This is a genomic window from Amycolatopsis balhimycina FH 1894 (assembly GCF_000384295.1).
Classification (GTDB): domain Bacteria; phylum Actinomycetota; class Actinomycetes; order Mycobacteriales; family Pseudonocardiaceae; genus Amycolatopsis; species Amycolatopsis balhimycina.
On record NZ_KB913037.1, the window covers coordinates 4,920,450 to 4,938,404 of the forward strand.

21 protein-coding genes are annotated in these 17,955 nt (G+C 70.6%); 6 read left to right on the forward strand and 15 right to left on the reverse strand.

The window, feature by feature from the left end:
* Window positions 1-29: 29 nt before the first annotated feature.
* Both A3CE_RS0121930 and A3CE_RS0121935 read right to left on the reverse strand, forming a co-directional pair.
* Entirely contained in the window at window positions 30-494 is a 465-nt protein-coding gene (locus tag A3CE_RS0121930; protein WP_020642259.1) for an NADPH-dependent FMN reductase, read from the reverse strand.
* Window positions 415-1,419, reverse strand: a complete 1,005-nt coding sequence (locus tag A3CE_RS0121935; protein ID WP_020642260.1) for a phosphoribosylaminoimidazolesuccinocarboxamide synthase — start codon at window positions 1,417-1,419, stop codon at window positions 415-417. Before A3CE_RS0121935 ends, A3CE_RS0121930 begins: the two co-directional genes overlap by 80 nt.
* Before the next feature lie 47 nt (window positions 1,420-1,466).
* Between A3CE_RS0121935 and A3CE_RS0121940 the strand changes: the two genes are divergently transcribed.
* Window positions 1,467-2,273: an SAM hydrolase/SAM-dependent halogenase family protein gene (locus A3CE_RS0121940; protein ID WP_020642261.1), complete on the forward strand. Its 807-nt coding sequence runs from the start codon at window positions 1,467-1,469 to the stop codon at window positions 2,271-2,273.
* A 211-nt stretch (window positions 2,274-2,484) separates the two neighbouring features.
* On the opposite strand, the gene A3CE_RS0121945 is transcribed toward A3CE_RS0121940, so the two are convergent.
* The 9 genes from A3CE_RS0121945 to A3CE_RS0121985 all read right to left on the reverse strand — a co-directional run bounded on the left by A3CE_RS0121945 (window position 2,485) and on the right by A3CE_RS0121985 (window position 11,263).
* A complete protein-coding gene (locus tag A3CE_RS0121945; RefSeq protein ID WP_020642262.1) occupies window positions 2,485-3,225 on the reverse strand; it encodes an amino acid ABC transporter ATP-binding protein in 741 nt (246 codons plus the stop codon).
* Complete coding sequence (locus tag A3CE_RS0121950; RefSeq protein ID WP_020642263.1) at window positions 3,222-3,983, reverse strand: amino acid ABC transporter permease; 762 nt, start codon at window positions 3,981-3,983, stop codon at window positions 3,222-3,224. The genes A3CE_RS0121945 and A3CE_RS0121950 overlap by 4 nt, the downstream gene beginning before the upstream one ends.
* 6 nt (window positions 3,984-3,989) lie before the next feature.
* Window positions 3,990-4,772, reverse strand: a complete 783-nt coding sequence (locus A3CE_RS0121955) for an ABC transporter substrate-binding protein (protein ID WP_020642264.1) — start codon at window positions 4,770-4,772, stop codon at window positions 3,990-3,992.
* Between the two features lie 7 nt (window positions 4,773-4,779).
* Complete coding sequence (locus A3CE_RS0121960) at window positions 4,780-5,547, reverse strand: ABC transporter substrate-binding protein (RefSeq protein WP_020642265.1); 768 nt, start codon at window positions 5,545-5,547, stop codon at window positions 4,780-4,782.
* Window position 5,548: 1 nt separating this feature from the next.
* A complete protein-coding gene (locus A3CE_RS0121965) occupies window positions 5,549-6,376 on the reverse strand; it encodes a substrate-binding periplasmic protein (protein ID WP_020642266.1) in 828 nt (275 codons plus the stop codon).
* 149 nt (window positions 6,377-6,525) lie between these two features.
* Entirely contained in the window at window positions 6,526-7,953 is a 1,428-nt protein-coding gene (gene purB / locus A3CE_RS0121970) for an adenylosuccinate lyase (protein WP_020642267.1), read from the reverse strand.
* 67 nt (window positions 7,954-8,020) lie between these two features.
* Window positions 8,021-9,382: an N-acetylmuramoyl-L-alanine amidase gene (locus A3CE_RS0121975; protein WP_020642268.1), complete on the reverse strand. Its 1,362-nt coding sequence runs from the start codon at window positions 9,380-9,382 to the stop codon at window positions 8,021-8,023.
* A 39-nt stretch (window positions 9,383-9,421) separates the two neighbouring features.
* Complete coding sequence (gene dgoD / locus A3CE_RS0121980; protein WP_026468732.1) at window positions 9,422-10,567, reverse strand: galactonate dehydratase; 1,146 nt, start codon at window positions 10,565-10,567, stop codon at window positions 9,422-9,424.
* A 12-nt stretch (window positions 10,568-10,579) separates the two neighbouring features.
* Window positions 10,580-11,263 carry an SDR family NAD(P)-dependent oxidoreductase gene (locus A3CE_RS0121985; protein ID WP_026468733.1) on the reverse strand — a complete coding sequence of 228 codons (684 nt, stop codon included), beginning with the start codon at window positions 11,261-11,263 and terminating at the stop codon, window positions 10,580-10,582.
* 152 nt (window positions 11,264-11,415) lie between these two features.
* Here A3CE_RS0121985 and A3CE_RS0121990 point away from each other — a divergent pair, with 152 nt between their 5' ends.
* Together A3CE_RS0121990 and A3CE_RS0121995 are read left to right on the forward strand one after the other, a co-directional pair.
* Window positions 11,416-12,423 (forward strand): lactonase family protein, encoded by a 1,008-nt coding sequence (locus tag A3CE_RS0121990; RefSeq protein WP_020642271.1) that lies wholly within the window; start codon window positions 11,416-11,418, stop codon window positions 12,421-12,423.
* A gap of 41 nt (window positions 12,424-12,464) precedes the next feature.
* The gene (locus tag A3CE_RS0121995; RefSeq protein WP_020642272.1) at window positions 12,465-13,169 is read left to right on the forward strand and encodes a FadR/GntR family transcriptional regulator; all 705 of its coding nucleotides are present in this window, start codon (window positions 12,465-12,467) and stop codon (window positions 13,167-13,169) included.
* A 49-nt stretch (window positions 13,170-13,218) separates the two neighbouring features.
* On the opposite strand, the gene A3CE_RS0122000 is transcribed toward A3CE_RS0121995, so the two are convergent.
* From A3CE_RS0122000 to A3CE_RS0122010, 3 genes are read right to left on the reverse strand one after another with little or no spacing between them, the layout of a single operon-like run.
* On the reverse strand, window positions 13,219-13,815 hold the full coding sequence (locus A3CE_RS0122000) for a TetR/AcrR family transcriptional regulator (RefSeq protein ID WP_020642273.1): 597 nt from the start codon (window positions 13,813-13,815) through the stop codon (window positions 13,219-13,221).
* A 34-nt stretch (window positions 13,816-13,849) separates the two neighbouring features.
* Window positions 13,850-14,566 (reverse strand): hypothetical protein, encoded by a 717-nt coding sequence (locus A3CE_RS0122005; protein WP_020642274.1) that lies wholly within the window; start codon window positions 14,564-14,566, stop codon window positions 13,850-13,852.
* Entirely contained in the window at window positions 14,559-15,068 is a 510-nt protein-coding gene (locus tag A3CE_RS0122010; RefSeq protein WP_020642275.1) for a SigE family RNA polymerase sigma factor, read from the reverse strand. The genes A3CE_RS0122005 and A3CE_RS0122010 overlap by 8 nt, the downstream gene beginning before the upstream one ends.
* A gap of 136 nt (window positions 15,069-15,204) precedes the next feature.
* On the opposite strand from A3CE_RS0122010, the gene A3CE_RS0122015 reads away from it, so the two are divergent.
* The 3 genes from A3CE_RS0122015 to A3CE_RS0122025 all read left to right on the forward strand — a co-directional run bounded on the left by A3CE_RS0122015 (window position 15,205) and on the right by A3CE_RS0122025 (window position 17,738).
* Window positions 15,205-16,227, forward strand: coding sequence for a threonine aldolase family protein (locus A3CE_RS0122015; RefSeq protein WP_020642276.1), 1,023 nt, complete (start codon window positions 15,205-15,207; stop codon window positions 16,225-16,227).
* A gap of 26 nt (window positions 16,228-16,253) precedes the next feature.
* Entirely contained in the window at window positions 16,254-16,832 is a 579-nt protein-coding gene (locus A3CE_RS0122020) for an HAD family hydrolase (RefSeq protein ID WP_020642277.1), read from the forward strand.
* Between the two features lie 84 nt (window positions 16,833-16,916).
* Entirely contained in the window at window positions 16,917-17,738 is an 822-nt protein-coding gene (locus tag A3CE_RS0122025) for an SAM-dependent methyltransferase (RefSeq protein WP_020642278.1), read from the forward strand.
* 3 nt (window positions 17,739-17,741) lie between these two features.
* On the opposite strand, the gene A3CE_RS0122030 is transcribed toward A3CE_RS0122025, so the two are convergent.
* Entirely contained in the window at window positions 17,742-17,930 is a 189-nt protein-coding gene (locus A3CE_RS0122030) for a hypothetical protein (RefSeq protein ID WP_020642279.1), read from the reverse strand.
* Window positions 17,931-17,955 lie beyond the last annotated feature (25 nt).

Consider the following 17,955-nt stretch of genomic DNA (forward strand, 5'->3'; position numbering starts at 1 on the left):
GAACAGGCAGACGACCGTTGCCGGAAGGGTCAGACACCCTCACGCAGGCGCTTCACGGCGACAGCGATCCGACCACGCAGATCGGGGTCGGCGACCTGGCCGTCGGCGACGTCCGCCCGCGAGATCGGGATCTTCACGCACGCCTCCTCGACGATCTTCGCGCCCGCGTACGTCAGCACCTTGCGCAGCGAGTCGTGCGCGTCCCGGCCGCCGGTCGGGGCCGCGATCGACGACGCGTTGATCCACGCCACCGGCTTGCCGTACATCTCGCCGCCGCCGACCGTCCAGTCGAGGAGGTTCTTGAACGAACCCGGCAGCCCGCCCGCGTACTCGGGCGTGCAGATCATCACCGCGTCGGCTTCCTTGATCGCCGCCCGCAGCGAGGCGACAGCGGGGTGCAGCGGGTCGCGGTCGTCATCGGGGTTGAAGTGCGGGAGGCCGGCGAGACCGGTGTACGTCTTGCTCGCGGTGAGGGTCGCGACGGTCCCCAGCACCGCCGCATTGCCCGAGCCGGCTCGCAGGCTGCCGCAGATCAGCAGGATCACGAGGCCAGTCTGCCAGCGAAAGCCCGGTGATGCGGTGATACGCCTCGATGTACCGGTCGCGCGTGGCCGTCACCACTTCGGGTGGCAACGCCGGCAGTGCCGACACGCAGTCCCACCCGGACTCCGGGCCGACCAGCCAGTCACGCACGTGCTGCTTGTCGAACGACGGCCGCCCGACGCCGGGCTCGTAGCCGTCGGCGAGCCAGTAGCGTGCCGAATCCGGCGTCAGCAGCTCGTCCGCGAGCACGAGCCGGCCGGCCGCGTCGGTGCCGAACTCGAACTTCGTGTCGGCCAGCAGCAGGCCCTGCTCCGCGGCCCGCGCGGCACCCCGGCGGTACAGCTCCAGCGACGCCTCGCGGACCTCCTCGGCGAGCGCGCGGCCGAGTACCGACACGCACGTGCCGAAGTCGATGTTCTCGTCCTTTTCGCCGGGTCGCGCCTTGGTGGACGGTGTGAAGATCGGCTCGGGCAGCCGGGCCGACTCGGCCAGCCCGAGCGGCAGCGCCAGCCCGCACACCTCGCCGGAGCGGCGGTAGTCCGCGTACCCGCGGCCGGTGAGGCAGCCGCGGACGATCGCCTCCACCGGCAGCATGTCGAGCCGCTCGACCAGCAGCGCCCGGCCGCGGACGGCGTCGGGCACGAGCGGCCCGTCGCAGGCCACCAGGTGGTTCGGCAGGACGTCGGCGAGCTCGCCGAACCAGAACGCGCTCATCGCGGTGAGCACCCGGCCCTTGTCCGGGACGGGGTTGGGGAAAACGCTCTCGAAGGCCGAAATGCGGTCGGAGGCGACGATCAGCAGGTGGTCGTCGCCCACTTCGTACAGGTCACGGACCTTCGCGGAGGCGAGCCTCCGGAGTGTGGGGAGGGGTGTCACGCACCGAACCATAACGGGCACCCTCCGCCACGATGGATGATGCTGGCATGGCGTACGACTGGATCTCGGTGACCACCGACTACGGGCTGCGCGACGGCTTCGTGGCGGCCTGCCGCGGCGTGATCGCGCGGCTCGCCCCCGCCGTGCGGGTGATCGACGTGACCCACGAAGTCCCACCTCAGGACATCCGGCACGGCGCGATGGCGCTGGCCCAGACGGTCCCCTTCCTGCCGGAGGCGGTGCACGTCGCCGTGGTCGACCCGGGTGTCGGCACGACCCGGCTCGGCGTGGTCGTCGTCGCCGGGGACGGGCTTCTGGTCGGACCGGACAACGGCCTCCTGCTGCCGGCCGCGCAGGCGCTGGGCGGGGTCCGGGCGGCGTACGAGCTGGCGGAGCCGTCGCTGCGGCTGCCGACGACGTCGGCGACCTTCCACGGCCGGGACGTCTTCGCGCCCGCGGCCGCGCACCTCGCGCTGGGGGTGCCGCCGTCCGACTTCGGCGACCCGGTCGACGACCTGGTCGCGATGCCGGAGCCGTTCGTGGCGGCGTTTCCCGGGAAGCTGGTGTCGGAGGTGCTGACGGTCGACCACTTCGGCAACGTCCAGCTCGCCGCGACCCCGGTGGACCTGGAGCTGTCGGGCCTGTCCGGCGCGGTGTCGGTGCACAGCGAGCGGGTGGCCGTGACGACGGTGATCGGGCGGACGTTCGCCGACGTGCCCGCGGGGGCCAGCGTGCTCTACACGGATTCGGCGGGACGGCTCGCGGTCGCGGTCAACGGCGGCTCGGCGGCGGCCGTGCTCGGGCTCGGGCCGGCCCAGGAGTGCACGATCACCTCGTCGCCGACCGCGACCTGACCCGCTCGGAGTACGGCTCCCTTCATGCCGAAGGTGACGCCCGTCCGGGGTGCGCCAAGGCTCCGGCAGCGCCTGTCCGCTCGCCGGCGTGGGTGGCAGCCACCGCTGCCGCGGTGTCTTGAATGAGTCATTCAGGACCTCCGGCGAGCCGCCGACCCGCGAACCGGGCGCGACATTGCCGGAACCCTGCCGGGGACGGGTGGGGCCGGACCTAGAGCACCTGGGACAGGAAGCGCTGCAGGCGCGGGCTCTGGGGCTCGTCGAAGATCCGGGCCGGCTGGCCCTGCTCCACGATGCGGCCCGCGTCCATGAACGCCACCTCGTCGGCCACACTGCGGGCGAAGCCCATCTCGTGCGTCACCACGATCAGCGTCAGCCCGCGTTCGGCCAGGCCCGCCATCAGGTTCAGCACCCCCTTGACCAGCTCGGGGTCCAGTGCGCTGGTGGCCTCGTCGAACAGCATCACCTCGGGGTCCATCGCCAGCGCCCGGGCGATGGCCACGCGCTGCTGCTGACCGCCGGACAACGCGCTCGGCCGGTACGGTGCCTTGTCCGCCAGGCCGACCTCGGCGAGGTGGGCCCGGGCGATCTCCACCGCCTCCTCCTTGCCCAGCTTCTTCACGCTGCGCAGCGGCAGCACGATGTTGTCCAGCACGCTCCGGTGCCCGAAGAGGTTGAAGTGCTGGAACACCATGCCCACCCGCTGGCGCAGTGCGTCCGGGTCGGACCGGATCACGGACTCGCCGTCGAGGAGGAGGTCGCCGGAATCCGGTTCCTGCAGGCGGTTCACGCACCGGAGCAACGTCGACTTGCCCGAGCCGGACGGGCCGATCACGCAGGTCGTCTTGCCGCTCGCCACGCGGAGGTCCACGCCGCGCAGGACTTCCAGCGTGCCGAAGCTGACGTGGATGTCCCGCAGTTCCACACTGGACGAACGCACCGCTGTCGTCACGAGACGACCTTCCCGCCGGCCACCAGGTCCAGCTCGTCCTCGCCCGGTTCGTCGACGCGCACCTTGCGGCCGGTCCGGAGCTTCTTGTCGATGTAGTTCACCAGGTGCGTCAGCGGCACCGTGATCACCAGGTACACGAACCCGGCGGCCACCAGCGGCGAAAGGTTGCCCGTGTTGGCCGCGAGGTCCTGCCCGATGCGGAACAGCTCACGCTGCTCGGACAGCAGGCCCAGGAAGTACACCAGGCTGGAGTCCTTGATCAGCGCGATGAACTGGTTCACCAGCGCCGGCAGCACCCGCCGCACGCCCTGCGGGATGATCACCAGCAGCATCGCCTTGCTGTAGCTCATCCCCAGCGCGCGGCTGGCCTCCAGCTGTCCTTTGTCGATGCTCTGGATGCCGGACCGGAAGATCTCGCCGATGTAGGCGGCCGCGATCAGGCTCAGCGCCAGGATGCCCAGCGGGTACGGGTTGGTGCCCACGACGTCCCGCGCGAGCGTGCCGAGACCCTGGCCGATCACGAGGATGGTCAGGATCGCCGGCAGCCCGCGGAAGATGTCGGTGTACACCCGCGCCGGCCAGCGCAGCCAGATCTTGGTGGACAGGCCCATCACCGCCACCACCATGCCGAGCACGGTGCCGATCAGCGCGGACGTGACCGCCAGGATCAGCGTGTTGAGCAGGCCGGTTTTCAGCAGGTCGGGAAAGACCTGCCAGATGTACTCCCAGTTGAGGAAGGTGTCGAAAAATTGGTCCATTGTGGACTACTGCCCCGCCTTGAACTCGGCAGGCACCGGCGCGTTGGGCTCGAACTGGTCGTGCACCTTGACCCAGGTGCCGTCCGCGATGACCTTCTTCAGGCCGTCGTTGATCTTGCCGATCAGCTCCGTGTTGCCCTTCTTGAACGCGAACCCGTGCGGAATCGTCGTGGCGATCGCCTTGGTCACCTTGAGCTTCGCGTCCGGGTTGTTCTTCGCGTAGTCATCGGCGGTGGCCTGGTCGAACACCGCGCCGTCGACCGCGCCGGTCTTCAGCGCCGCGAGCGCGGCCGCGTCGTTCGGGAACCGGACGGCCTGCGCGGTCGGCGCGTTCGAGCCGAGCCAGCTGTCGGACACGGTGCCCTGAACGACGCCGATCCGCTTGCCCGCCAACGAGTTCTCGTCGGTGATGCCGGCCGTTTCCTTCGCTTCGATGCCGAGGGCCTGGTAGTTGTACGGCGCCGAGAAGTCGACCGTCTTCTTGCGGGCTTCGGTCTGGGAGATCGCCGAGCTGCCGATGTCGAAGGTGCCGTTCGCGACCTGGCCGAGCAGCGCGGAGAAGTCGGTCGCGACGAACTCGAGCTTCAGGTTCTCCTTCGCCGCGATGGCCTTCAGCAGTTCGTTGTCGAAGCCGGTGAAGGTGCCGTTTTCCTGGTAGGCGTTCGGCTTGGAGTCGCTGAGCGTGCCGACGCGCAGCGTTTTCCCGCCGCCGCTGTCGGAGCCGCCGCCACACGCCGTCAAGGCCGCGAGCAGCGTCGCCGCTATCGCCGTGACCAGTGTCTTCTTCATGCTTCTCCTAACCTCGGAACCCGGCCGGCACCGGAGTGGTCGGCAGGAACTGCTGGTGCAGCTTAAGCCAGGTTCCGTCGGCGATCACCTGCTTGAGCCCGTCGTCGATCTTGCGCAGCAGGTCGGCGTTGCCCTTCTTCACGGCGAAACCGTGCGGCACGTCGGTGACGAAGCTCTTCACGACGACGAGCTTGGCGTCCGGGTTGTCGGTGACGTTCTTCTCGGCGATGCTCTGGTCCAGGATGTACGCGTCGACAGCACCGCTCTTCAACGCGGTCAGCGCGGCGGCGTAGTCGGGGAACCGCACGGCCTGCGCGGCAGGGACCGTGCCGGTCAGCCAGTGGTCGCCGACGGTCGCCTGGATGACCGCGACCCGCTTGCCCGCCAGTCCCTTCTCGTCGGTGACCGGCGTGCCCTGCTTGGCCTGGACGCTCATGGTCTCGAAGTCGTAGGCCGCCGAGAAGCCGACCGTCTTCTTGCGCTCGTCGGTCTGCGCGATCGCCGAGCTGGCGATGTCGTAACGGCCCGACGCGACCTGTCCGAGCAGCGCGGAGAAGTCGGTCGCGGCGAACTCCAGCTTCAGGTTCCGCTTGGCCGCGATGGCTTTGAGCAGCTCGTTGTCGAAGCCGGTGTAGTTGCCGTCCTTGAGGAAGATGTTCGGCGGCGCGTCGCTCAGCGTCCCCACCCGCAACACCGGGGAAGCGCTGTCCGAACCGCCACCGCACGCGGTGAGCGTGAGAACCGCGGCCAGCACCGTGACGATCAGCTTCTTCACGTCACACACCCACGTTCTTCACCAGCAGGCCGGGGCCGCCCTGCTGAAGCTCCTTGGACAACGGCGTGTTCTTGTAGAACTGCGCGTAGATCCGGGCGACTGTGCCGTCCGCGACCGCCTTCGCCAAGCCGTCGTTGAGCTTGTTCAGCAGGTCCGTGTTCTTCTTGGCGACGGCGAACGCGGACGGCGTGTCCTTGTCCTCGATCGTGTACCCGAGCTCCAGCGGGACCGCCGGGTTCTGGTCCAGGTACTTCCGGCCGATGTCCTGCGGCACGACCCACCCGTCGAGGGTGCCGTTCTTCAGCTGCGCGAAGCCCGCGTTGTAGTCGGGAAAGCGGACGACCTGGGCGCCGGCGACCTTGCCCGCGAACTCGTCCTGCACCGAGCCCTGGACCACGCCGAGGCGCTTGCCCGACAACGCGGCGACGTCCTTGAGGTTCGCGCCCTTCGCCGTGACGACGGTGGTGAAGCCGGTGTTGTAGCCGTTGGAGAAGGCGACCGTCTTCTTGCGTGCCTCGGTGCTGGAGATCGTCGAGCTGCCGATGTCGAACTTCCCGTTCGCGACGCCGGCCAGGAGCCCGGCGAACTCCGTGCCGACGAACTCGACCTCGAAGCCCTCACGCTTGGCGATGTCGCGCAGCAGCTCGTTGTCGTAGCCGGTGAAGCGGCCGTTCTCCAGGTAGATCGACGGCGGGGCGTCGCTCAGGGTGCCGACGCGCAGGGTCTGGCCCGCGGCCGACGAGGAGCCCTGCCCGCCGCACGCGGCGAGGGTCAGGGTCAGCGCACTCGCGGCGACGGCCGCGGCGATCTTCGACAGCGTGGATCTCATCGCTTCTTCCCGAGGTTGGCGCGCCGGGGCGCGCGGAAAGCACGTCAGGTCACTGGGTAAACGTCCTGACGCTCCGGTTTCAGCGATCGAGATTAGGGATTTCGCCCGTTCGTGTGGATTCGTTCCAGTCCGTGGACGGGTGCGTCAGCTCACAGGATCGGCTGCGGCGCGTAGCCCGCCGCCTCGGGGAACCGCTCGAGAACCTGCGCGACACGCTCGGCCACCTGGGCGACCTGACGACCGGCGGTGCCGGTGAAGGAAATCCGGTCCGCGAGGAGTTTGTCCAGCTCACCGCGGTCGAGCGGGATGCGCTCGTCGGCGGCGAAGCGGTCGAGGAGGTCGTTCTCGGCGCGGCCTTCCCGCATCTCCAGCGCGACGGCGACGGCGTTCTCCTTGATGGCTTCGTGGGCCGTCTCACGTCCGACCCCCGCGCGGACGGACGCCATGAGCACCTTCGTCGTGGTGAGGAACGGCAGGTAGCGATCAAGCTCACGCTCGATCACCGCCGGGAAGGCGCCGAACTCGGTGAGCACCGTGAGGAACGTCTCCAGCAGGCCGTCGAGGGCGAAGAACGCGTCCGGCAGCGCGACGCGGCGGACGACCGAGTCGGAGACGTCGCCCTCGTTCCACTGGTCGCCGGCCAGCTCGCCGATCATCGACAGGTAGCCGCGGAGCACGACGGCGAGGCCGTTGACGCGCTCGCACGAGCGGGTGTTCATCTTGTGCGGCATGGCGGACGAGCCGACCTGACCCGGCTTGAAGCCCTCGGTGACTAGCTCGTGGCCGGCCATCAGCCGGATGGTCTTGGCCACGCTGGACGGCGCCGCGGCGAGCTGGACCACAGTGGACAGCACGTCGAAGTCGAGCGAGCGCGGGTACACCTGGCCGACGCTGACGAACCGGCGGCCGAACCCGAGGTGCCGCATGACACGCTCTTCGAGCTGGTCCAAAGTGGACTCGTCACCGAGCAGGTCGAGCATGTCCTGCGCGGTGCCGACCGGGCCCTTGATGCCGCGCAGCGGGTAGCGGTCGATCAGGTTGTCGAGCCGCTCGAAGGCGACAAGGAGCTCGTCGGCCGCCGTGGCGAACCGCTTGCCGAGGGTGGTGGCCTGGGCGGCGACGTTGTGCGAGCGCCCGGTCATGACGGTGTCGGCGTGCTCGACGGCGAGGGCGGCCAGCCGGGCCAGCACGGCCGCGACGCGGGACCGCACGAGCTCCAGCGAGCGGAGCAGCTGGAGCTGCTCGACGTTCTCGGTGAGGTCGCGCGAGGTCATGCCCTTGTGGATGTGCTCCTGCCCGGCGAGGTCGCTGAACTCCTCGATGCGGGCCTTGACGTCGTGACGGGTGACGCGCTCCCGGGCGGCGATCGACTCCAGCCGCACGTCGTCAAGCACCTGCTCGTAGGCCTCGATCACGCCGTCGGGCACCTCGACGCCGAGGTCTTTCTGTGCCTTGAGGACGGCGAGCCAGAGCTGCCGTTCCAGGACGACCTTGTATTCCGGCGACCAGAGCGAGACCAGCTCCGCCGAGGCGTAGCGGGCAGCGAGCACGTTCGGAATGCGGGGCTTGTCCGTCACGCCCTCACGATACCTGCGCAGGTCAGCGCGGTGACGGCCCGGGGCACGGGCCGCCACCGCACCCCGGTCAGGACTCGTAGGGCAGTGCCTTGACGTCGGACGCCTTCACGTAGACGACGCGGTGGTTGTACGAGATCTGGAAGTACGTCTCACCGCCGAGGACGAGCGTGTGGTTCGCGGGCACGCCGGCCGGGTCGAACCGCGCGTAGTAGTTCTCCGCCCGGAACGAGCCCGTCGCGAGGTAGCTCTGGCCGGCGGGCAGCGTCCACGGGATCGGCGCGACCGTCCAGATCGGGTCGAACGGGATCGCCGCCGGGTACTCGGACTGCTCGGGGTAGGCGCGCCCGTAGAGCGGAACCGAGGCGACGCCGTCGGGAGCGGTCAGCAGCAGGCCGCAGGCGGGCCGCGTCGCGCGGTGACCCGGGTTGCTGAACCAAGCCTTCTGCCCGCCGTACCAGATCGCCGTCCAGTCACCCTGCTGCCCGGCGAGCGCGTAGGAACGGCCGGCGACCGCCTTGTCGCTCCAGTCGTCGATCGCGGTCGTGCCGGGCGAGCCGTCCGGGTGGTTCACCGGGTCGGTGATCAGCGGCGCGGTCTCGTCGGGCGCGGTACGCAGGTAGACGAAGTTCGCGCCGTGCGACGGCAGCGGCGTGCACGTCCCGGCCGCGTCACAGGTCGTCATCGGGGGCTGGTTCGCCGCGTAGTCCGGGTTGATCGTGACGACCTGGCTGTCCGCGGCACCGGTGGCCTTGATCGGCGCGCCGAGCAGGTCCATGTAGTGCGCCCAGTCCCAGTAGGGGCCCGGGTCCCAGTGCGCGGCCACGAAGTTCTTCGTGCGTTCCCGCGAGATGTCTTCGTGGCCCAGGATGTGCTTGCGGTCCAGCGGGATGTGGTACTTCGCCGCCAGGTACTTCACCAGCGCCGCGGAGGCGCGGTACATCTGCTCGGTGTACCAGGTGCCGCCCTGGGCCGCGATGCCTTCGTGCTCGATGCCGATCGAATGCTCGTTCATCGTCCAGTTGCCGGCGTGCCAGGCGACGTCCTTGGTCGGCACCATCTGCGTGACCTGCCCGTCGGACGAGCGGATCACGTAGTGCGAACTGGCCCCGCTCGCCGGGTTCCGGAACGACCCGATGGCCTGGTCGTACGGGCTCGCGGTGCTGCTCGGCAAGCTTTCGGTGTCGTGGATGACGATGTACTGGATCTTCTGGCCGTCAGCCGGCCGGTTCGCGGGATCGTAGTTGCCGTAGTTGTTCGGGTCGCTGTGGTCGGCACTGGACCAGTCGTACCCCGCCGGCACGAACCGGCAGTCGAGGTTCGCCGGGCATTCCGGCGCCGGGGTGTCCTGCGCGTGCGCCGTGACGGGCAGCGCGGCGGAGACGACCAGCGCGAACACCGCGGCAGTCAGGGTTCTGACGGTGAAGGGCATCAGGCATGGTCCCAGAAATTCCGCTGCTGTGAAGCGCTTTCACCATTCCGCGAAGCCGCCGTCTTCGTGACGCCACACCGGCGACCGCCACGCGTGCCCGGCCTCGTCGGCCCGGCGGACGGCGGCCTCGTCGATCTCGATGCCGAGGCCGGGCCCGAGCGGGCGGGCCGCGTAACCGTCGCGGAAGGCGAAGATCGACGGGTCGGCGAGGTAGCTGTGCTCCCGTCCTTCGTGGTAGTGCATGCCCGCACTCTGTTCCTGGATCAGGAAGTTCGGCGTCGCGAACGCGACCTGCAGCGACGCGGCCAAGGAGATCGGGCCGAGCGGGCAGTGCGGCGCCAGCGAAGCGCCGTACATCTCGGCGAGGGCGCCGATCCGCCGCAGCTCGGAAATCCCGCCCGCGTGCGACGGGTCCGGCTGGACCACCGCGACGCCGGCGTCGAGCACCGGCTTGAACTCCCAGCGCGAGAAGAGCCGCTCGCCGAGCGCGATCGGCACCGTGGACGCCTCGACGACCGAGCGCAGCGCGTCACCCTGCGTCTCCGGCAGCACCGGTTCCTCGACGAACATCGGCTGGACGTCTTCGAGGAGGCGCACCAGCCGGCGCGCCATCGCGGGTGAGACGCGGCCGTGGAAGTCGATCGCGAGGTCGCGGTGCGGGCCGAGCACCTCCCGCGCCTCCCACGCCCGCGCCACCGCGGCGTCGGCTTCCGCGGGCGACGCGATCGCGAGCATCGGGCCGGCGACGTTCATCTTCACCGCCGTGAACCCCGCCTCGACCTGCGCGGCCACGGCTTCGCGGATGCCGGCGGGCCGGTCGCCGCCGACCCAGCTGTAGACCCGGACGCGGTCGCGGACCGGGCCGCCGAGCAGCTCGTGCACCGGCGCGTCGCGCACCTTCCCGGCGATGTCCCACAGCGCCTGGTCGAAGCCGGACAACGCGCTCGACAGCACCGGGCCACCGCGGTAGAACCCGCCGCGGCGCAGGACCTGCCAGTGGTCCTCGATGCGCAGCGGGTCCTGCCCGATCAGCAGCTCGGACAGCTCGTGCACGGCCGCGCGGACGGTCCCCGCGCGGCCCTCGACCACGGGCTCGCCCCAGCCGCTGATCCCCTCGTCGGTGCTGACCTTGAGGAACAGCCAGCGCGGCGCGACCAGAAAAGTTTCGATGCCGGTGATCTTCACCCGTGTCCCCATCTACGCGGAATCCTTGGCGGCGGACCAGCCGCCGTCGACGGTCAGTTCGGCGCCGGTGACGAACGACGCCGCGTCCGAAAGCAGGAAGGCGATCACGTTCGCCACCTCCTCCGGCTTGCCGAGCCGGCCGGCCGGCGTCGCCCGGGCGCTGCGTTCGCGGTCCTGGCGCGAGATGTGTTTCCAGGCCTCGGTCAGCACCGGCCCCGGCAGCACGGAGTTGACCCGGACGGCGGGGGCGTATTCGACGGCCAGCTGCCGGGCCAGCGCGACCAGCGCGCCCTTGCTCGCGGCGTACGCGGGGTGGCCCGGCAGGCCGAAGTGCGCGTGCACCGACGAGACCAGCACGATCGCGCCACCTCGGGCCCGCAGCGACGGCAGGCAGGCCCGGACGGCGAGGTAGCTGCCGGTCAGGTTGACGTCGAGCTGGCGCTGCCACTCGGCGAGGCCGATCTCGTGCAGCGGCCCGGTGCTGGGCGCGTAGGCGTTGCTGACCAGGGCGTCCACCTCTCCGATGTTCGCCCACGTCGCTTCGTCGCTCACCGAGCCCCGGATCGGCGTGACACCGCCGGGGAGTTCGGCGATGTCCACGCCGAGGACGCGGTAGCCGTCGTCGAGCAGCTTCGCCGCGGTCGCCGCTCCGATCCCCGACGCCGCTCCCGTCACCACGGCCGTACGCGCGGACATCGCCGTCTCCTCTCGGACGTCGTCAGCCAGGACCAGCATGCCGTGTCGCCTCGACCGTCGCCAAATTAAATCCGAAAATATAACGGCCCCGGGGACCTGCCACGCTGGCTACCGGCCGGGGGCCCGGGTCGAGACGCTGTTGAGGAGCGCGCATGGCTGAACTGGTCTTCGTCGGGTGCTACACGGGCGACGCGGGGAAAGGCACCGGGATCACGACGCTCTCGCGTTCGCCTACGGGCGAGCTGACGGAGATCTCGGCGCTGGCCCTGGAGTCCCCGTCGTGGCTCGTGCGCCACCCGTCGTTGCCGGTGCTGTACGCGGCGAACGAGACGGCTCCGGGCGCGGTGACGGCGTTGTCCTTCTCCTCCTCCGGTGTGCTGTCGGTGCTGGGCTCGGCCGAGACGGGCGGCGCGCACCCGTGCCACCTGGCGGTGACGCCGGACGGCCGGTTCCTGCTGTGCGCCAACTACACCGGGGGCAGCCTGGCGGTGTTCTCCCTGTCGCCTTCGGGTGCGCTCGGCGCCCGGACGGCGCTGGTCCAGCACAGCGGCAGCGGCCCGGTTTCCGACCGCCAGGAGGCCGCGCACGTCCACATGGCGGTGCCGTCGCCGGACGGTTCCGTCGTGAGCGCGGTCGACCTCGGCACCGACGAGATCCGCAGCTACACGCTGTCTTCGTCGGGTTCGCTGGAGCCGCTGGCGGTGTCTTCGCTGCCGCTGGGCACCGGCCCGCGCCAGCTGGTGCGCCGCCCGGGCACGGATCTGGCGTACGTCGCCGGGGAGCTGGCCGGGACGGTCGTGACAGTCCGGGAGACCTCGCCGGGTGCGTTCTCGGTGGTTTCCTCGACGGTTTCGACGCTTTCGCCGTCTCCGGGCCCGAACCTGGTGGCCCACCTCGAGCTGACCGGCGAGCGCCTGTACGTGTCGAACCGCGGCCCGGACTGTGTCACGGAGTTCGCCCTGGACGACACGGCCGCGGTGGCGGACCAGCCGTGCGGCGCGAATCCCCGGCACTTCGCCCTGGTCGACGGGACCTGTTACGTCGCGGCCCAGTCGGAGGACGCGATCACGGCGTTCACCCTGACCGCGTCGGGCGACGCGGAGCTGCGGTACCACCCGACGGGGTCGCCGACGTTCGTGCTCCCGGTTTCCCTGCCCTGACCGTAGGATTCTCCCCACCTGCCAGCTGAGAGGGCGTTCCCTTGACCGAACACCGGCCACGCGGCTTGCACGGCCAGACCGTGGAGGCACTGGCCAGCCGGATCCTCTCCGACGAATGGGGCGAAGGCACCGTCCTGGACCTGCCCGCGCTGCGCGAAGAACTCGACATCAGCCTGACCGCGCTGCGCGAGGCGCTGAAGGTGCTGGCCGCGAAGGGGATGATCGACGCGCGGCAGAAGCGCGGCACGTTCGTCCAGCCGCGCGAGAAGTGGAACATGCTCGACGCCGACGTCATGCGCTGGCAGACCGCGGCCGCCGAGGATCCGGGGCTGCTCGACGAGCTCACCGAGGTCCGTGCGGTCGTGGAGCCCGCCGCCGCGCGGATCGCCGCCGACCGCGCGTCCGGCGAGGACGTCGAGGCGCTGCGGGAAGCGCTGTCCGACATGGCCGCCGCGGGCGACGACCCCGAAGCCTGCGTCCAGGCCGACCTCGCCTTCCACCGGCGGCTGATGGCCGCCACCCACAACAACTTCCTGGTGCGGATGGAACGGGTCATCGCGATCGGCCTGGCCGAGCGCGACAAGCTGGTACACGGCGATCCGACGGCGGAGGACCCGGTGCCGAGCCACCGGAAGGTGTTCGACGCGATCGTCGCCCGTGACCCCGCGGCGGCCGAGCAGGCGATGCTCACCCTGGTCGCCAAGTCCCGCGAGGACCTCGAAAAGGCTCAGCGCACCCGGTCGTGAAAGTCCGTGAATGGCACATTGAGGGACTCTAAGTCCCTCAATGTGCCATTCACGGACTTTCGAGGGCCCCGCGCAGCATCCGGGCCGCCGCCGCGCGCGGGGCCGGGTCGATCGCGATCAGCGCGTTGACGACCGCGCCGTCGACCAGTGCCACCAGCCGGTCCAGCTCGGCCTCCGTGACGGGCGTGCCCGAGCGGGCGAAGATCTCCGTCAGCAGCTCGTTGAGCTGGGCCGACAGCGTCCGCATCAACGGCCGCAGGTAGGGACGGCGGCCGGTCGCGACCAGCCGCTCGTACCGCAGGAGCACGGCTTCGGCGTCGGCGTCGGCGTCACCGCTCGCCGGGCCCAGCAGCATCTCCAGCACCAGCTCGACGGTCGCCTGCACGCCGCGGTTGCGGGTCGCGAGCTCCTCCAGCCGGCGGCGGCCGGTCGCCAGCTCGGCCTTCGAGTGGTGCTCGACGGCCGCCGTGACCAGGTCTTCCAGGGATTTGAAGTAGTACGTCGTCGACGCGAGCGGCAGGCCGGCCCGTTCGGCGACCGCCCGGTGCCGGACGGCGTCGAACCCGCCCTCGACGAGCAGTTTCGCGGCGGCCTCGACGAGCGCGGCGCGCCGTCGCTCCCCTTTGGGGGTGGTCGCAGCGGTCATGGCCGGTCATTCTGCCAACCGGGTCGTGCCAGGTTCAGAAGCGGGGCGCGAGATGGTGCGCGAACTGCTCGACCTGCCCCGCGAGCGGCGCCGCCGCCCCGGCGGAAGGCACGCTGACCAGCACCAGCGCGCCCCCGGACGCCGTGCCCACCTGCGCGGTCACGGTGCCGGCGGGCTGGAACTTGCGGGCCACCGGGATGCCCTTCGGGTACACCGCCGCGGCGATCTCGCCGCCCGCGACCGGGAACCCGGCGGACCGCGCCGCCGTCGAACAGGCACCACCCGGGACGGCCTGGGTGTCGGAGACGTGGACAGGGAGCTCGCCAGCGAGGGCGATGGCGAGCTCCCTGTCCACCTGTTCGCACCCGGAGGCGCCTTCGGCCAGCTGGCCGGTCCTCCCGTCCGTGGTACCCCCCTGCTGAGGTACCGGAGACGGGAAGTTCGGTGACTCCCCACCGACCTGAGGACGCATCGGGCCGTCCCCGGGTTGTGCGGAGCCCAGTCCCGAATCCGAGGACGCGGCGTTGTCCTTGGCCGCGGTCAGCGACTCCGGAGTGCTTCCGGAGAGCACGCCGTACGCCCCGAACCCGGCGACGACCAACACCGCGGCGCTCACCCCGGCGGTGATCCGGTTGCGGTGGCGCACGGTCTGGCGGCGGGATTCGCGGACGACGTCGTCCTGGGAGAACGTCGGCTCGGGCGCGTCGCCCGGCGCGGCGGAGAACAGCGAGCGCAGCTCCGGCTCATCCATTGGTCTCCACCTCCCGTTCCAGGACCTGCTTCAGGTTCGCCAGCCCGCGCGCGGTCTGGCTCTTCACGTTGCCTTCGCTGCAGCCCAGCTCCAGTGCCGCGCTGGTCACGTCGAGTCCTTCGAAGAACCGCATGACCAGCACCGCCCGCTGCTTGGGCGGCACTTCTTTCAGCGCCGCGAGCAGGTCTTCCCTGGTCGCGACGAGGTCGTCGAGGCCAGGCGTGTCGTCGACGGGCTCCGGCAGCGTCTCGGTCTGCCACTCGCGTCGCCACGGACGCCGTGATTCGTCGATCGACGCCCGGACGAGTGTCTTGCGGACGTACGCGTCGGTCGCCGCGCGATCCCTGATCTTCTTCCACCTCCGGTGCAGTGCGACGAACGCCGTCTGCGCGAGGTCGTCCGCCCGGTGCCAGTCGCCACAGAGCATGTACGCGGTCCGGCGCACGGCGTCCCGCCTGGCGGCGAAGTACTCCGCGAACTCCTGCTCGTCGCGCTGGTCCACGCGCAGTCGTGCTCCGCTCTGTTGTCGTTCGCCCGGGAGGACGGAATCAGGGGCGTCCACGGTTGCACGGACCGAGCGGGTTCGACCACTCAAGGGCACATTGATCCCCTCGACGTCGGTGTGATGTGATCGCTCCGTGACCTTCACGCTGCCGCCGCTGGATTTCCGCTCCGACACCGTCACCCGGCCGGATGACACGATGCGGGCGGCGATGGCGTCCGCGGAGGTCGGCGACAACGTCCTCGACCACGACCCGACGATCGCGGAGCTGGAGGAGCGGGCCGCGCACGTCCTGGGCATGCCGTCCGCCCTCTGGGTACCCAGCGGGACCATGGCCAACCTCGTCGCGCTGAGCCTCCACCTGCGTCGCGGCGACCGCTTCCTCGCCACGCGCGGCGCGCACGTGCTGGCCAACGAGCTGGGGTCGGCGGCGTGGCTGGCCGGCGGCATGCCCGAGCCGGTCGAACACGACGGCGGCCCCGGCCGCCCCTCGCCCGACGGCCTCGCGGCCGCGATCGGGCGGCCCGCGCCGTACTTCCCCCTGCGGACCTCGCTGCTCTGCCTCGAGAACACGCACAACGCCGCCGGCGGCGCGGTGACCCCGCCCGACGAGCACGCCCAGCTGCTGTCCGTCGCCAAGGAGGCCGGCCTGACCGTGCACCTCGACGGCGCCCGGATCTGGCACGCCGCCGTCGCCCTCGAGGTGCCGCCGGCCGCGCTCACCGTCGGCGTCGACAGCGTGTCGGCCTGCTTCAGCAAGGGCCTCGGCGCGCCGGTCGGCTCGGTCGTCGCGGGCAGCGCGGCGTTCGTCCAGGAAGCCCGCCGGATGCGGCAGATGCTCGGCGGCGGCGTCCGGCAGGGCGGCATCCTGGCCGCGGCCTGCCTGGTCGCGCTGGACCGCGTCCCCGAGCTGGCCGAATCGCACGAGAACGCCCGGCGGCTGGCCGAGGGCCTGCGCGAATACGGCTGGCCGGCGAGCGAGCCGGACACCAACATCGTCCTCGCCGAGGTGCCCGACAGCCTGGCCGCGCAGACCTGGCTCGACTCGCTGGGGATCCGCTCGGTCGCGGTGTCGGGCCGGGTCCGGTTCGTCACCCACCGGGACCTCAGCGCGGCCGACATCGAAGAAGCCTTGCGCCGGCTCAAGACCGGCGCGTGACGAAGACGACGACACTGGGGGTACCGATGAACTGGATCGTGTTCGACTACGGCGAGGTGCTCAGCAAGCCGAGCGCGGCGCGCCCGGACCTGGCCGCGACGATGGGCGCACCGCTGCCGGAGTTCGAGAAGGCGTACTGGGACTACCGGATCCCGTACGACGCCGGCAGCACGCCGCTGGAGTACTGGCAGGCCGTCGGTGCCGCGGTGGGCGTGCCCGTCGACGAGGCGATGTCGGCCGAGCTGACCCGCATCGACATCGAGGGCTGGGGTCACCTGGAACCGGCTTCGGAGGCACTGCTCGAGGCGCTTTCCGAGGCCGGCGCGGCGCTGGCGCTGCTGTCGAACGCGCCGTCGGTGTTCGGCGAGTGGGTCCGTGCGCAGGACTGGGCGCGGCACTTCCGCGTGACGTTGTTCTCGGGCGACGTCCGGTGCGTCAAGCCGGACGCGAAGATCTTCCGTCTCCTGCTCGACGAGCTCGGCGCCGAACCGGCCGACTGCCTGTTCTTCGACGATCGCGAGTCCAATGTGGACGGTGCACGTGCCGTCGGTCTGCGCGCCCACGTCTGGAACGGCGCCGACGCGGCCCGCGCCTGGCTGGACTGAAACTCACCCACACCGCACGGCCGCCTACCGGCCGTGATTCCCATGACCTAGGCTGGGCGTCCCCCGACTCCCCCGGCAGGTGCCATGGCGACGAGCGAACGACCGTCCGACCGCGTCGACTTCGACCGGCCGAGCATCGCGCGCGTCTCCGACGCGCTCATGGGCGGCCAGAACAACTACGCGGCCGACCGCGCGGCCCTGCGGCAGATCCTGGACATCGCGCCCGAGTCCCCGGCGATGGCCCAGGAGATGCGGCAGTGGCTCGTCCGCGCCGTCCGCTACCTGACCGAACGGCTGGACGTCGACCAGTTCCTCGACCTCGGCTCGGGCTTCCCGACGGTGGAGAACACCCACCAGGTCGCGCAGAAGTACAACCCGGAAGCGCACGTCGTCTACGTCGACAACGACCCGGTGGTGCAGGCGCACGGCCGGGCTCTGCTCGTCGACAACGACTTCACGCACTTCTCCGGCAACGACCTGCTGCACCCCGAAGAGACGCTCGCCGACGACACGGTGAAGCAGTTCATCGACTTCGAGCGGCCCGTCGGGCTCGTGATGTGCGCGATCGTCCACCACATCACGGACCTCCAGCAGGCGCAGCAGGTCGTCAAGTCCTACGTCGGCGCGATGGCACCGGGCTCGTACCTGCTCCTGCTGCACCAGCACAACCCGGACGACGGCTCCGAAGCGGCCGCCGTCGCCGCGTCACTGCAGGACCGGCTCGGCCGCACCGGGCTCGACACGCGCTACCGCGCGCGGGCCGAGATCGCGTCGTTCTTCGACGGCCTCGAACTGCTCGAACCCGGGCTGACCGCGCCGCACCTGTGGTGGCCGGACGGGCCGCGCCTGGCGCCGCTGACGCCCGTCAACTGGACGTCGCTGTGCGGCGTGGCGCGGATCCCGTGAAACTCAGTAGCGGTTGATGCGCTTGCTGTCCTTCTTGCCGGTGATGGCGCCGTACGCGGCCGTGCCCAGGAAAACCACGCCACCGATGATGGCGATCCACAGGACAGCCTTGAACAGGAAGCCGAGCACGCTCCCCAGCACCATGAACGCCACCCAGGCGACGATCAGGCCGCCGACGATCTTCCAGAACATGGCTCCTCCGATGTTTCCCGTGGCC

What these genes read in the sequence shown, in the direction of transcription:
- A3CE_RS0121940 (WP_020642261.1), top strand. Translation starts at nt 1,467, where the DNA reads ATGGCGTACGACTGGATCTCGGTGACCACCGACTACGGGCTGCGCGAC.
- A3CE_RS0121950 (WP_020642263.1), bottom strand. Translation starts at nt 3,983, where the DNA reads ATGGACCAATTTTTCGACACCTTCCTCAACTGGGAGTACATCTGGCAG.
- A3CE_RS0121955 (WP_020642264.1), bottom strand. Translation starts at nt 4,772, where the DNA reads ATGAAGAAGACACTGGTCACGGCGATAGCGGCGACGCTGCTCGCGGCC.
- A3CE_RS0121965 (WP_020642266.1), bottom strand. Translation starts at nt 6,376, where the DNA reads ATGAGATCCACGCTGTCGAAGATCGCCGCGGCCGTCGCCGCGAGTGCG.
- A3CE_RS0121975 (WP_020642268.1), bottom strand. Translation starts at nt 9,382, where the DNA reads ATGCCCTTCACCGTCAGAACCCTGACTGCCGCGGTGTTCGCGCTGGTC.
- A3CE_RS0121985 (WP_026468733.1), bottom strand. Translation starts at nt 11,263, where the DNA reads ATGTCCGCGCGTACGGCCGTGGTGACGGGAGCGGCGTCGGGGATCGGA.
- A3CE_RS0121990 (WP_020642271.1), top strand. Translation starts at nt 11,416, where the DNA reads ATGGCTGAACTGGTCTTCGTCGGGTGCTACACGGGCGACGCGGGGAAA.
- A3CE_RS0122000 (WP_020642273.1), bottom strand. Translation starts at nt 13,815, where the DNA reads ATGACCGCTGCGACCACCCCCAAAGGGGAGCGACGGCGCGCCGCGCTC.
- A3CE_RS0122005 (WP_020642274.1), bottom strand. Translation starts at nt 14,566, where the DNA reads ATGGATGAGCCGGAGCTGCGCTCGCTGTTCTCCGCCGCGCCGGGCGAC.
- A3CE_RS0122020 (WP_020642277.1), top strand. Translation starts at nt 16,254, where the DNA reads ATGAACTGGATCGTGTTCGACTACGGCGAGGTGCTCAGCAAGCCGAGC.
- A3CE_RS0122025 (WP_020642278.1), top strand. Translation starts at nt 16,917, where the DNA reads ATGGCGACGAGCGAACGACCGTCCGACCGCGTCGACTTCGACCGGCCG.
- A3CE_RS0122030 (WP_020642279.1), bottom strand. Translation starts at nt 17,930, where the DNA reads ATGTTCTGGAAGATCGTCGGCGGCCTGATCGTCGCCTGGGTGGCGTTC.